The sequence below is a fragment of the Vibrio sp. SCSIO 43133 genome, from assembly GCF_023716845.1.
Lineage (GTDB): Bacteria > Pseudomonadota > Gammaproteobacteria > Enterobacterales > Vibrionaceae > Vibrio > Vibrio mediterranei.
The window spans coordinates 2,703,240-2,716,386 of record NZ_CP068024.1 but is presented as its reverse complement, the minus strand read 5'-3'; the positions used below and the strand labels follow the sequence as shown (position 1 = coordinate 2,716,386).

The following is a 13,147-nucleotide window of genomic DNA, read 5'->3' as shown; positions in this document are numbered from 1 at the left end:
ACTATGGCTAACAAATTCATCATCACATGGGACAATATGCACGCATATTGCCGTCAACTTGCTGAGCGTCAAATGCCAGCAGAACAGTGGAAAGGCATTCTAGGCGTAAGCCGTGGTGGTCTGGTTCCTGCTGCAATTCTGGCTCGTGAGCTAGGTATTCGTTACGTAGATACGGTATGTATCTCTAGCTACGATCACGATCATCAGCGTGACATGACAGTGCTAAAAGCACCTGAGCATGATGGTGAAGGTTATCTAATCGTTGATGATTTAGTAGACAGTGGCGACACTGCTCGTAAGATCCGCGAGATGTACCCTAAAGCTAAATTTGTAACAGTATGTGCGAAACCTGCGGGTGTTGAGCTTGTTGATGAATACATCGTTGACATCGCTCAGGACTGTTGGATTGAGCAGCCATGGGATATGGTGCTGTCTTACGTTGAGCCAATCAACCGTAAACAAAAATAAATACATCAATCTGTATTTGCGAAAAATGACCCTTTATTGGGTCATTTTTTTTATTACTATATAGGACAAAGTTCCATTAGAAGGCTATGACATGTCTGAAGAAACCAGCAAGAATATCTCTGAGACGTTGTTCGAGAAAAACAAACAGGCAAAAGAAACCTCCCGTCTGATTAGATATATGCCGAGTAGCGATAAGCTGCTTGAGGAGCGCAGAGCGGAGAACCCAACCTCTTGGTACCGAAACCTACTACGGTTGCAATGGGTTTGGCAGGGTATTGATCCTATTGAACAGGAAAGTGTGCTAGCGACCATTGCCTCATCAAAACATTCTCGTACGGTTGACGAGTGGCTGGATACCGTAATGGGCTATCACGGTGGTAACTGGAACTATGAGTGGACGAAGCTTGGTATGTTGCATCAAAAGCGTGCTAATGATGTGACTGGTGATGATTCGGCCGAAGAGTTATTTAAAGCCTCACTTTGTTTTAGCATTGCAGGTTACCCTCATCTAAAGAACGACAATCTTGCGTTACAGGCGCAGGTGCTAGCGAATACGGCTTACAATGAGGCAGCAAAACGCACTAGTCACATTATTAAGCAAATTGAAGTTCCTTATAAGAACAAACGTATTATTGCTAATCTGCACTTAGTTAGCACAGACAAACCACAACCTGTTGTTATAGTGAGTGCTGGTCTCGACTCCTTACAAACAGACATGTGGCGTTTGTTCCGCGATTACCTTGCACCAGCAGGCATTGCGATGTTAACCGTCGATATGCCTTCTATCGGTCACAGCTCTCATTGGCCCCTAACGGAAGACACGTCTTGCTTACACCAAGCTGTGCTAAACGAGCTACCAAATATCCCATGGGTTGATCATTTCAAAGTAGGTCTATTAGGTTTCCGTTTTGGTGGCAACGCGATGGTAAGGTTGTCTTTCCTTGAACCCAATAAGATTAAAGGTTGTGTATCACTTGGCGCACCTATCCATGATTTGCTGACGAGTCCAAAGAAAATCCAGAACATGCCTAAGATGTATTTGGATATGCTGGGCTCTCGATTAGGCAAAGATGCTATTGATATCAATAGTTTGTCAGGGCAGTTAATGGCTTGGTCACTCAAGATACAAGGCTTCCTCAGTGCTCGTCGCACGAAAGTGCCGATCTTAGCAATGAGCCTAGAAGGCGATATGGTTTCACCACATTCAGACAACCGCTTGGTAGCCATGTTCAGTGATTACGGCAAGGCAAAACAAATACCTGCGAAAGGTATTGCTAAAGGATATGAGCAATCACTCGAAATGGCGATTAAGTGGTTGGAGGACGAACTTTGGAGGTGACATTTGTGGTAAATTAGTTAAATATGAAATAAGCGTGTAATCAAATATATGATAAAACAATAAATATCTCGGAAAATTTAACGCTATTTCAATTCAATAACTAATTTTACTTATAAATGGAGTTTCCCCATGTCAGAAGCGGCTAAAAACCCTACGCATTATCGTTTGCTCACTGCTCTAAAAGCGATTGGTCCTTATCTTAGAGAGCCTCTATGCAAAGAAGGGTTTTATCACTTTGATTGCCTTTCCGTTTGTGTTGATGATACTAAGTCTCCAGAAGATAGAGAGTTTTGGGGTTGGTGGGTTGATTTGAGCCTAGTTGACGAGCAATTTGAAGCAACGTATCAGATTGGTCGCTATAACCAAGTAGGTGAGTGGGTCCTAGAATCGGCTCCGGAATCAGCAACTCAAGAGATTACTCGAACACAAGAAGTGTTCCATGAAAAGTTGGTTTCTGCGCTTCAAGAAAAGTTCTCGTTGGATGTAGCAATACATGATGACTCTGTAGAGTTCGTGTAACGTTTACAAAGCCTCAATGTCTCGATTGGGGCTTTTTTTTGCTGCTTTTCCAATCCTCTCACTTTTTACTTGTATAAATGATGTTTGATTGCTAAAACATCACTCCTTATTTAACTTTCGTGTCCAACAAACAGAGATGACAACTGATATTAATCGTCAAGCTACAGACAAAAAAACTGTAGTGGTGAAGTTAGGAACAAGCGTTCTTACAGGTGGTTCCCTAGCGCTAAACAAAGCGCATATGGTCGAGCTCGTTAGACAATGTGCTGAGCTGAAAAAGCTTGGTCATTCTGTGGTTATGGTATCTTCTGGTGCTATTGCCGCAGGCAGAGAGCACCTAGGGTACCCCGCACTTCCCAATTCAATGGCGAGTAAGCAGCTATTAGCGGCTGTGGGACAAAGTCAGTTGATTCAAGTTTGGGAGTCGCTATTTGCGATTTACGGACTTAAAATCGGTCAAATGCTGCTAACACGCGCAGATCTTGAGGATCGTGAGCGATTCTTGAATGCACGTGACACCATCAATGCGCTAGTGGAAAACGACATTATTCCGGTTGTGAATGAGAATGATGCGGTTGCGACTAGCGAGATTAAAGTTGGTGATAACGATAACCTGTCAGCATTGGTGGGTATCTTGTGTGGTGCAGACAAACTGCTGCTGTTAACCGATCAGCGTGGCCTGTTTACCGCCGATCCTCGCAAGGATCCTAATGCGGAACTTATTCGCGAAGTCACTACGATTGATGAAACGCTTCGTAAGATTGCTGGCGGCAGTGGAACGACATTGGGCACAGGCGGTATGGCAACCAAACTTCAGGCAGCGGATATTGCACGTCGTGCCGGTATTGAAGTTATTATCGCTGCTGGTAGTGCTGAGAACGTGGTGTTTGATTCGTTGTCAGATGAGCCCCAAGGTACACGCTTCCTACCACTTCCAGAAGCACTAGAGAATCGTAAACGTTGGATTCTTGCTGGCCCGGCAGCAACGGGTAACATTGTCATCGATGCGGGGGCTGTCAATGCTGTGATTGGCAAAGGCAGCAGTTTACTCGCAAAAGGTGTTGTTAAAGTTTCAGGCCGCTTCGCTCGAGGTGAAGTGGTGCGTGTGACAACCAAAGACGGAGCACTGGTTGCAAAAGGAATTTGTGGCTACTCCGATACTGACCTAGCGAAAATTGCAGGTAAACACAGTAAAGAAATCGGTGAGACTTTAGGCTATGACTATGGTGCTGAAGTCATTCACCGCGACGATATGGTTGTCATTCAAGATTAAGAATAAAGGGATAAGTAATGGATATGATTAAACTCGGTCAGAATGCCAAGCAAGCAAGCTTCTCTCTGGCTACTGCATCGACTGCTCAAAAAAACAATGCGCTACAGATCATTGCTGATGAGCTAGAAGCTAATGCTGACGTAATCCTAGCGGCAAACGCTAAAGACATTGAGCTTGGCCGTCAAGCAGGGCTTACTGAAGCACTTTTGGACCGTTTGCTGTTAAACGAGCAGCGCTTGAAAGGCATTGCTGATGACGTGCGCAATGTGATCACCTTGTCAGATCCTGTTGGCAGTGAAATTGACAGCAAAATCCTTGAGAACGGCATGAGTCTGTCTCGTCGTCGCGTGCCACTTGGTGTAGTAGGTGTTATCTATGAAGCGCGTCCAAACGTAACCATCGATATTGCGGCGCTCTGCCTAAAAACAGGTAACGCAAGCATTCTGCGTGGCGGTAAAGAGACGTTTTACTCCAATATGGAACTGGTGAAAGTCATTCAATTGGCGTTAGATAAAGCGGGCTTACCAGCTGCTTCGGTTCAGTATATTGAAAAGCCAGATCGTGAGCTTGTATCACAACTGCTTAAGTTGGATGATTATGTCGATATGATCATTCCTCGTGGTGGTGCCGGTTTACACAAAATGTGTAAAGAGAACAGTAATATACCAGTAATCATTGGCGGCTTTGGTATCAGTCATATTTTCGTTGACGACTCTGCTGATCTAGTACGTTCGTTAGATGTGGTAGAAAACTCTAAAGTTCAGCGTCCATCCGCGTGTAATGCATTGGACACCCTACTAGTGCATGAGAAGGTAGCGGCAGAGTTCTTACCGATGCTTGCCGAGCGTCTCAAAGGTAAAGTGAGCCTAGTCGCTGAGCCAAAGGCGGAGGCTATTCTAGCTGGCACGGAAGACTTAAGAAGTGCAGGCGAGGGCGATTTTGATACTGAGTGGTTGAGTTTTACACTAGGTGTGAAAGTGGTCGCGGATGTGGAAGAAGCGATTCACCATATGCGAGTACATAATGCTAGTCACTCCGACGCTATTATGACTAACAGCTTAGTGAACTCAGAAAAGTTCATCAACTCAGCTGGTTCGGCAGCGGTTTATGTCAACGCATCTACGCGTTTTACCGATGGAGCGCAGTTTGGCTTAGGTGCTGAAGTTGCCGTATCTACTCAGAAGCTTCATGCTCGCGGTCCAATGGGCTTAGAAGAACTAACCAGCTACAAGTGGGTTGGAAAGGCTGATTACTTGCCACGTGCGTAATAAATCACAAGCATGATGAATTGAAAAAGTCAGAGCTGTAAGCTCTGACTTTTTTGTTTGTGTGCTTCTGTTGCAATGACGACTTACTTAGAGTGCGCTATCGCTTCGCTTTAGCCAAAAAGCGGTCTAAATTATTGGCAAATTCGCGTCGTTCAGTTTGTCCTAACGGTGCGGGCCCGCCAGTTTGTACGCCACTCGAGCGCATGGTATCCATAAAGTCGCGAATGTTGAGTCGTGCTTTAATTGTATCTTTAGTGTACATCTCGCCGCGCGGACTCAGCGCTAGGGCATTCTTGGTGATGACTTCATCTGCAAGCGGGATATCTGATGTGATGACTAAATCGCCCTCGCTAACACGCCTAACAATTTCATTGTCAGCGATATCAAACCCTGAAGGCACAGTGAGTGAGTGAATGTTCTCTCGTTTTGGTACAGGCACCGCGTGATTCGCCACGAATGTGCAGGTTAATCCGGTTCGCTCTGCTGCTCGACAAATGGTTTCGCGAATTACCTTTGGACACGCATCGGCATCCACCCAAATCTTAACCATTGTTCTGCTCCAGCTTGGTCAGTCTTTCCGTCAGTAGTGCGACTTTTTGTTCTAATTCCTTCACTCTGAGTTCCAATGGCTGAATCTCAGGCTCAGCAGCCACTTCAACTTTAGGAACGTGTTGGCTACTCTTCCAGGACTTAATTACAGTGATTAGTGCAGGCATAGGCACTTTGGTCTTCAAACGCGCCTTTACCAAAGCGACTGTTGGTTCCTTGCCCTCAGCATGCAATGAGTTTAAAGCCGCTTCAATTTCTGCGGAGACATCTTTCGTTAGCATGTTTTTTTCCATTCAATAAGGGATAACTAAATAGTACCTGTGATTTTGGTCGGGGTACAGAAAAGCAAAAGTCGATTTTCGTCACACTTTGGCATTGATGGCTTCATTAATAAGCGCGCTAAAACGGAAGATGCTTGTGCGAGATCTCTCACAGCAGTTGTGAGAGAAAGAGATAAAAGCGCGAGAAATTTGGAAGAAAATAATATTAAGTATTTGTATTTATTGCCTTTTAACCGCTATGAAACATTTTGGTGCGGAAAAAATTGAGTTTTCTGCATTGCTCAAAAACGGCAATCGCGTAAATTAGAACTTGTCGGAAGGATGCTGACACGGAACAGGAAAGACATTGGAAGGTCATCTTCAGGAAGAAGATTTGGTTACCAAGGGAACCGTAACCAGCAAGGAAGTTAGGATAGCGCGGGATGCGAACAATCATCAGGAAGATGATTTAAAAGGAAAAGGATACACTCAGGAAGAGTGAAGGAACCCCATCAGGAAGATGGTCAAGGACACCGCTCAAGGAACAAGTGAAGCGAGCTGACTGGGATGGTTAGCGTCATTGGATGAGATGGACACCGCTAGGACGGCGACGAATGGATATAGCTGAAGGATTCAGCCACTATTACGGATGATGCATGGAGCATTTTTAGTAGCCGGACTGCTGCGAGTAAGACTATAGCCCCAATACGCAAGTGTTGGGGCTTTTCTTATATCTGAGATCAATAAATCTCATGGAATCACTTGTTATAGTCTGCACGCGAAATCAAAGGAATGTAATAACGTTATGACGATCGCTACGCTACGGACAGTATTAATCCCCTATACCGACCATCTCGAGTCGGATTTTCTCATGCTTAACGTCTGTGCTAAGAATAGAAAGCACATGAATGGCCCTCACACGTTGGCAAAAGCACGCACTATTTTTCAATCGATCTTAAGCGACCCTGATATTTATGCCATGGCAGTCTTGGACATTCGAACCAGAGACTATTTGGGTCATATATTTGTCGACAGGCATGCGAGTAGTGAAGGGGAACTGGGCTATATCTTTGATAAACAGTATTGGAATAAAGGTATTGCCACGGAAGTGTTGCGCGCGTTTATTCCTGACGTGGTTGCGGCCTTGGGATTAAGTAAATTGACGGCGAATGTCGATACTGACCATGAACCTTCCATCAGACTACTTAAGAAGCTCGACTTTGAGCAAATAGGCCATGCAAAAGATGAACACGGCCCGTATTTGATCTTTCAATCTACATTCGGTGCGGTGGCAGATGAAAATTCAGAACATGAAAGCCTTTCATCAACAGCTTTCCTTGATAGTAATCATCGCCCAGGGCTGAAAACTCAAATTCATAAATAGTATGCCAACCCCATCTACCGTTGGCATCTCTTAGCTTGTGTGCGCCGAACGACACGCTAAGCATCTGCAGATCCAATTCTTTGCAACGCCTACTTACCGCAGCTTTAGCAATTTCACCTTGTCGTCTTTGTTGCCAAAACAAAAAGCAAAATAAGCTCAATGCTAAGATCATCAGTAAATTGTCGATCACCGTTAGGTCTCCTTAGTGCACCCGGCCCTGCGTGGCACTTTGCTGAAGCGCAACTAAAGCCTGTGCTAGTTCAGGGGACGGACTAGAGTGCAACAGTGGCAGCAGAACCAAACGTAAACTTGGCATCATAACCAGATCGGCAAACAACTGGTTGAACAGAGTCTGGTTTCCTGTTTGTGCCAGCCTAATCAGAAATTGTTCTGCCAGCGCTGGTGTCGTTAACGGTAACCAAGAGCGACCCGCGATTGCGATGAGAATTTCTTGATGACTGAGTGTCGCACTGGCTAAGATGGTAGTAATCAGTGACTCAAGTTGTTCCGGTTTTCCTCCAGATAAGGCACGGACATATGCGGAGAGTAGGAACAGATCGGCATACTCTGTCTCCACCTCTTTTTGTGCCAATTCAAATAAGGTATCAGAAAGTTTTGCTGGAAGGGCAATATGCTCCAAGGCTCCAAGCAGAGCATATCTCGGCTCGTTAGCAATATGTCGTAAACTGGTTCTTACTAGTCGATTGTTATCGTCAGTACTGAGACGAGCGGCAATATCAGTAATACCTTGTAGACCGACTGTTTGCCAATTATCCCATCCCAGTTTACCGGCAAAATATTCTTGCGCATGCGTGTAGTATTGACTGGTTGGTAGTGCTAACTCAGCACGAAGTACGCTATGAAACACGGCAAGCTTGTCGTCTTTTGGTTTGAACGTAAATGGATTATTAGCGAGCTTTTGTTGTTGCTCTTCACTCATTTCTTTACTCAGCCGACTCCCCATCGCTTCCATCACAAACTTAAGAAACTGGCCCACATCAGCCTGACTAAGAAGGCCACGCTCATCGAGGTTAAACTTCAGAAACCATATCCAAGGTTGTTTCTCCGCGTTCCAGTAGGCAATCGCAAACTGTGCCTGTCTTTGAATCGGATAAGGGTACGGTTGGCTTGCTTGCTCAACGTTGGCAAATTGATCATTGTCGATGCGCTGAACTCGTCGAGAAATATCATAAATGTGATATTCGCAGCCACTGTTTACCAGAAGGTCCGACAAAGTATGAATGGTATCCATGGAGTAATTCCTAGTACGGTTTGGGTATAGAACAATAGATGGTATTCTATCGCGAATTTTCAAGTCATTGGTTGCCAATTTCATCGAATGATGAGACCGCAATCTAACGAACGGCCTATTTACCATGAAGCTATTGCTCGTAGAGCTAAAAGAGTTGCTTAAAAAACATGCACTGTGGCAAACCCAAGAGCCAACAGCCAGTGCGATGAGCAGCCAACAACCTTTCTCTGTCGATACTTTGGAACCCCATGAGTGGCTACAGTGGGTTTTTATTCAGCGTATTGAATCTATGATAGAGACGGGACAGCCATTACCGAAGGGCTTTGAGATCGCTCCTTACTTTGAAGAGGTATGGAAGCTGCGCCCTGAGTATCAAGAAATAATCCTTGTGTTGAAAAAACTGGATGATAACGCCAAATGACCGAAACCATGACTCTACCTGCCGTGGAACCACTAGAGATCGTTTATCAAGACCAATATTTAGTCGCGGTAAATAAACCTGCGGGTATGCTTGTGCATCGTTCGTGGCTTGATAAAAACGAAACACGTTTTGTCATGCAAACATTACGAGACCAAATTGGCCAACATGTATTCCCACTGCATCGCTTAGATCGACCAACGTCTGGCGTGTTGTTATTTGCTCTGTCTAGTGAAATCGCTTCACAGGCTATGCCGATGTTTGCTGAGCACAACATTGAGAAAACCTATCATGCCATCGTTCGAGGCTGGATCACTGAGGGTGATGTTCTCGATTACCCTCTTAAAGTGGAGCTAGACAAAATCGCCGATAAATTTGCTTCTCAAGACAAGGAAGCGCAGCCTGCAGTAACCGCTTATCAGCCATTGGCATCGGTTGAAGTACCTTATTCAACAGGGCGATTCCCAACCAGTCGCTATTGCCTGGTCGAGATGAAACCTAAGACTGGTCGTAAACATCAACTCCGCCGACACATGCACCATCTGAGTCACCCGATTATTGGTGATACTAGTCACGGTGATGGCAAGCACAATCGTTTGTTTCGCGAACACTACGATTCGCACCGCCTATTGCTACACGCTTCTGAACTGAAGTTTGTTCATCCTATTACAGAGCAGGAAATAACCATTTCTGCAAACTTTGATGCGGTCTGGCAAAGTCTTGTTGATGCATTTGATTGGCAAGAGTGTGAAGCCATTCAGCAATACCATAGATAACGGGCTTAACTGGTCAAATAGTGGATTTCTTAATAGGTGAATTTTCGCTAAACTGGGAAATCAACCACAGGAGGTGTTATGCATTGTCCCTTTTGCACTGAAAATGATACAAAAGTTATCGACTCAAGGTTGGTAGCGGATGGCCACCAAGTGCGTCGTCGTCGTCAATGTTTGGCATGTAGTGAACGTTTCACCACCTTTGAAACGGCCGAACTGGTGATGCCTAAAGTCATCAAGTCTAACGGCAATCGTGAACCGTTTAATAAAGATAAAATGGTTGGCGGTATTCAGCGTGCTTTAGAAAAGCGTCCGGTAAGTGCAGACGCTATTGAACTTGCTATCAGTCATATTGAGTCACAACTTCGTGCGACTGGAGAGCGTGAAGTACCAAGTGAGATGATTGGTAACCTTGTTATGACTCAATTAAAAGAGTTGGATAAGGTCGCTTATATTCGCTTTGCCTCCGTTTATCGAAGCTTTGAAGATATTCGAGAGTTTGGAGAAGAAATCGCTCGTCTCGAAGACTGATCGACCCAGATGCATTTAGCCATAGATATGGAAAGTTATGAGCCAATTTAGCGCTATTGATTATCAAATGATGAGCCGTGCCATAGAGCTCGCGAAAAGAGGGCGCTTTACCACTGCGCCTAACCCAAATGTAGGCTGCGTCATTACCTTAAACAACGAGGTAGTGGGAGAAGGCTATCATAAGAAAGCCGGTGAGCCACATGCGGAAGTTCATGCCTTAAGAATGGCAGCAGAGCGATCTAAGGGCGCCACCGCTTATGTCACATTGGAGCCATGTTCACACTATGGACGAACACCTCCATGTGCTGAAGGGCTGATAAAAGCAGGAGTGTCTAAAGTCATTTGTGCCATGTCTGATCCTAATCCGCAAGTGGCTGGCCGAGGCTTTAATATGCTTCGTGAAGCTGGTATTGAGGTGTCCGTTGGTCTTTTGGAACAAGATGCGCGAGCGCTTAACCCTGGTTTCCTGAAGAAAATGGAAACAGGGATGCCTTTTGTTCAACTGAAAATGGCAGCCAGCCTTGATGGGCAAACGGCATTAGCTAATGGCAAAAGCCAGTGGATTACTGGCCCCGAAGCACGTCGAGACGTTCAAGCATATCGTGCCCAGTCAGGAGCTATTCTATCGACCAGTCAAACAGTCGTAGAAGATAACGCCTCTTTGAATGTACGTTGGGATGAGCTTCCAAGTCATGTCACTGATGTAATTAAGCCTGATGAATTACGCCAACCTACTCGCGTGATTTTGGATAGACAAAATGCACTATCGAGAGAGCTGAAATTGTTCCAATCTGAGGGTGATATGATTCGAGTGGCTCAGGCTGGTGGCGATCTTAACGTGACAATGAACTCAGCTAATCAACTGGATCTAGCTGAAACACTGCAAGGCTTGGCTAAAGACCAACAAATTAATCATGTATGGATAGAAGCTGGGGCAACGCTAGCGGGCTCGATGATTCAACAACAGCTCGTTGATGAGCTTATTGTGTATTTAGCACCTAAGCTTATGGGGGCCGATGGGCGAGGGCTTATTGGGGCACTTGGATTGACTGAGATGCAAGACGTCATCGAGCTCGATATAAAAGATATTCGTATGGTGGGAAGCGACATTCGCATTGTCGCCACACCACAACTAAAGCAGAAGTAGAACAATGTTTACAGGAATTATTGAAGCGGTTGGCACACTGAAGGGTATCACTCCAAAAGGAGAAGATATCAGTATTCATGTTGAAGTGGGCAAACTGGACATGAGTGACGTAAAACTAGGAGACAGCATCGCGACAAATGGCGTCTGTCTTACGGTCACCAGCTTCACAGACAACAGTTACCATGCGGACTTATCCGTTGAGACGCTAAAGAAAACAGGCTTTGCTCACTACAGCGTTGGCGACAAAGTAAACCTAGAAAAAGCGATGCTACCAACGACACGATTTGGCGGGCACATCGTGTCTGGGCATGTGGATGGTGTTGGAGAAATTGTGGACCGACAACAAGTTGGTCGCGCCATAGAGTTTTGGGTGCAGATGCCGTCTGAGCTAGGCAAGTATGTAGCGGAAAAAGGTTCTATTACCGTAGATGGGATCAGCCTGACGGTAAACGACGTTCGCAAAGATGCCTTTAAACTAACGATTGTGCCCCATACATCTGAAGAAACGACCATCGACAACTTTCATGTTGGCCGAAAAATTAATTTAGAAGTGGATGTCCTAGCTCGTTATATGGAACGATTGCTGCAATCGAAAGCCAGTGACGAATCTGAGTCTCGAATTACCATGGACTTCCTACAACAAAACGGCTTCGCTTAAAATCTGACGCAAAGCTTGATGCCCAACGAACCAATACAGGAATGTGAAATGCCAATTAGTACGCCGCAAGAAATCATTGAAGACATTCGCCTTGGGAAAATGGTTATCCTAATGGACGATGAAGACCGTGAGAATGAAGGTGACCTTATTATGGCCGCTGAACATATCACACCAGAAGCCATTAACTTTATGGCGACTCATGGACGTGGATTGATCTGCTTAACCATGACAAAGAGCCGTTGTGAAGCACTAGGCTTACCACCTATGGTTCAAGACAACAACGCGCAGTACACTACTAACTTTACTGTGTCTATTGAAGCCGCGGAAGGCGTAACCACTGGTATCTCTGCGGCAGATCGCGCACGTACAGTTCAGGCCGCAGTTGCAAAAGACGCAAAGGCTGCAGACTTAGTGCAACCAGGACACATTTTCCCATTGGCAGCTCAAGACGGTGGTGTGTTAACTCGCGCTGGTCATACTGAAGCTGGCTGCGATCTGGCAAAGCTCGCGGGTTTTGAACCTGCCTCTGTGATTGTCGAGATTCTTAATGACGATGGCACTATGTCGCGCCGTCCTGACTTAGAAATATTCGCCGAAAAACACAACATTAAGTTGGGAACGATTGCTGACCTCATCGAGTATCGTAACAATAACGAGACCACTATTGAACGCGTTGCTGCGTGTCATTTGCCGACTGAATTCGGTGACTTTGAGCTAGTGACCTACCGCGACACTATCGACAATCAAATCCACTACGCGATGTGTGCTGGTGATTTGACGGCTAGCACTCCATTAGTTCGCGTGCATTTGCAAGACACCTTCACTGATATCTTACGCTCAAATCGAAACTCCGATCGCAGCTGGACTTTGGACAAAGCAATGAAGCGCATTGGAAAAGAAGGTGGTGTACTGGTGATTCTTGGTAATGAAGAAAGCACTGAGGCTATTGTTCACAAGATCAAGGTATTCGAGCAACAAGACAATGGCTCAGCACCGACCATGGCTAAAAAACAAGGCACATCACGCCGAGTAGGCGTAGGGTCGCAGATTCTTGCGGATCTTGGTGTACATGAAATGAAGCTTCTGTCTTCGGCGGATAAAAAGTATCACGCACTGGGTGGCTTTGGCCTGAGTGTCACCGAATACATTACTGAGTAATTTATCCAAGCCTTTGCTTATGAAACGCAAAGGCTTTTTCTTTTTCGTCGCGCCGCAACCGATTTCAAGTATTGTGAAAGCAGTGTTTGACTAAAGTTAGCGGTGGATATTAATAATTGAGTTGTGCTAGAATCCGGCGATTCTCGCGCG

16 protein-coding genes are annotated in these 13,147 nt (G+C 45.4%); 12 read left to right on the top strand and 4 right to left on the bottom strand.

The genetic code is table 11. The annotated features are described in order from the left end of the window. The first annotated feature begins 3 nt into the window (after window positions 1-3). From gpt to JKJ11_RS12760, 5 genes are all read left to right on the top strand, one after another. Entirely contained in the window at window positions 4-468 is a 465-nt protein-coding gene (gene gpt, locus JKJ11_RS12780; RefSeq protein WP_038229262.1) for a xanthine phosphoribosyltransferase, read from the top strand. A 91-nt stretch (window positions 469-559) separates the two neighbouring features. After that, entirely contained in the window at window positions 560-1,807 is a 1,248-nt protein-coding gene (gene frsA, locus JKJ11_RS12775) for an esterase FrsA (RefSeq protein ID WP_031494605.1), read from the top strand. Between the two features lie 129 nt (window positions 1,808-1,936). Next, a complete protein-coding gene (gene crl / locus JKJ11_RS12770; protein WP_006075710.1) occupies window positions 1,937-2,326 on the top strand; it encodes a sigma factor-binding protein Crl in 390 nt (129 codons plus the stop codon). 136 nt (window positions 2,327-2,462) lie between these two features. Beyond that, entirely contained in the window at window positions 2,463-3,599 is a 1,137-nt protein-coding gene (gene proB / locus JKJ11_RS12765) for a glutamate 5-kinase (protein ID WP_082795499.1), read from the top strand. Between the two features lie 17 nt (window positions 3,600-3,616). Next, window positions 3,617-4,867 (top strand): glutamate-5-semialdehyde dehydrogenase, encoded by a 1,251-nt coding sequence (locus tag JKJ11_RS12760; RefSeq protein ID WP_236110860.1) that lies wholly within the window; start codon window positions 3,617-3,619, stop codon window positions 4,865-4,867. 97 nt (window positions 4,868-4,964) lie between these two features. Here JKJ11_RS12760 and JKJ11_RS12755 read toward each other — a convergent pair whose 3' ends face one another. After that, on the bottom strand, window positions 4,965-5,417 hold the full coding sequence (locus JKJ11_RS12755) for a YaiI/YqxD family protein (protein WP_038229268.1): 453 nt from the start codon (window positions 5,415-5,417) through the stop codon (window positions 4,965-4,967). Next, complete coding sequence (locus JKJ11_RS12750; RefSeq protein ID WP_252038287.1) at window positions 5,410-5,697, bottom strand: hypothetical protein; 288 nt, start codon at window positions 5,695-5,697, stop codon at window positions 5,410-5,412. Before JKJ11_RS12750 ends, JKJ11_RS12755 begins: the two co-directional genes overlap by 8 nt. Window positions 5,698-6,481: 784 nt before the next feature. Between JKJ11_RS12750 and JKJ11_RS12745 the strand changes: the two genes are divergently transcribed. Beyond that, on the top strand, window positions 6,482-7,060 hold the full coding sequence (locus tag JKJ11_RS12745; protein ID WP_124940141.1) for a GNAT family N-acetyltransferase: 579 nt from the start codon (window positions 6,482-6,484) through the stop codon (window positions 7,058-7,060). Here JKJ11_RS12745 and JKJ11_RS12740 read toward each other — a convergent pair. Together JKJ11_RS12740 and JKJ11_RS12735 are read right to left on the bottom strand one after the other, a co-directional pair. After that, window positions 6,951-7,250: a DUF3301 domain-containing protein gene (locus JKJ11_RS12740; protein ID WP_081875866.1), complete on the bottom strand. Its 300-nt coding sequence runs from the start codon at window positions 7,248-7,250 to the stop codon at window positions 6,951-6,953. The genes JKJ11_RS12745 and JKJ11_RS12740 overlap by 110 nt on opposite strands. Before the next feature lie 12 nt (window positions 7,251-7,262). Then, complete coding sequence (locus JKJ11_RS12735) at window positions 7,263-8,312, bottom strand: DUF3549 family protein (RefSeq protein ID WP_124940140.1); 1,050 nt, start codon at window positions 8,310-8,312, stop codon at window positions 7,263-7,265. A gap of 124 nt (window positions 8,313-8,436) precedes the next feature. Between JKJ11_RS12735 and JKJ11_RS12730 the strand changes: the two genes are divergently transcribed. The 6 genes from JKJ11_RS12730 to ribBA all read left to right on the top strand — a co-directional run bounded on the left by JKJ11_RS12730 (window position 8,437) and on the right by ribBA (window position 12,997). After that, window positions 8,437-8,733, top strand: a complete 297-nt coding sequence (locus tag JKJ11_RS12730; protein WP_124940139.1) for a YqcC family protein — start codon at window positions 8,437-8,439, stop codon at window positions 8,731-8,733. Next, a complete protein-coding gene (gene truC / locus JKJ11_RS12725; protein WP_198558162.1) occupies window positions 8,730-9,506 on the top strand; it encodes a tRNA pseudouridine(65) synthase TruC in 777 nt (258 codons plus the stop codon). Before JKJ11_RS12730 ends, truC begins: the two co-directional genes overlap by 4 nt. A gap of 78 nt (window positions 9,507-9,584) precedes the next feature. Beyond that, window positions 9,585-10,034 (top strand): transcriptional regulator NrdR, encoded by a 450-nt coding sequence (gene nrdR, locus JKJ11_RS12720; RefSeq protein WP_006069872.1) that lies wholly within the window; start codon window positions 9,585-9,587, stop codon window positions 10,032-10,034. Between the two features lie 37 nt (window positions 10,035-10,071). Continuing rightward, window positions 10,072-11,181 (top strand): bifunctional diaminohydroxyphosphoribosylaminopyrimidine deaminase/5-amino-6-(5-phosphoribosylamino)uracil reductase RibD, encoded by a 1,110-nt coding sequence (gene ribD / locus JKJ11_RS12715; RefSeq protein ID WP_252038286.1) that lies wholly within the window; start codon window positions 10,072-10,074, stop codon window positions 11,179-11,181. 4 nt (window positions 11,182-11,185) lie between these two features. Beyond that, entirely contained in the window at window positions 11,186-11,839 is a 654-nt protein-coding gene (locus JKJ11_RS12710; protein WP_038229276.1) for a riboflavin synthase, read from the top strand. Between the two features lie 48 nt (window positions 11,840-11,887). Continuing rightward, entirely contained in the window at window positions 11,888-12,997 is a 1,110-nt protein-coding gene (gene ribBA, locus JKJ11_RS12705; RefSeq protein ID WP_031493350.1) for a bifunctional 3,4-dihydroxy-2-butanone-4-phosphate synthase/GTP cyclohydrolase II, read from the top strand. Window positions 12,998-13,147: the final 150 nt, after the last annotated feature.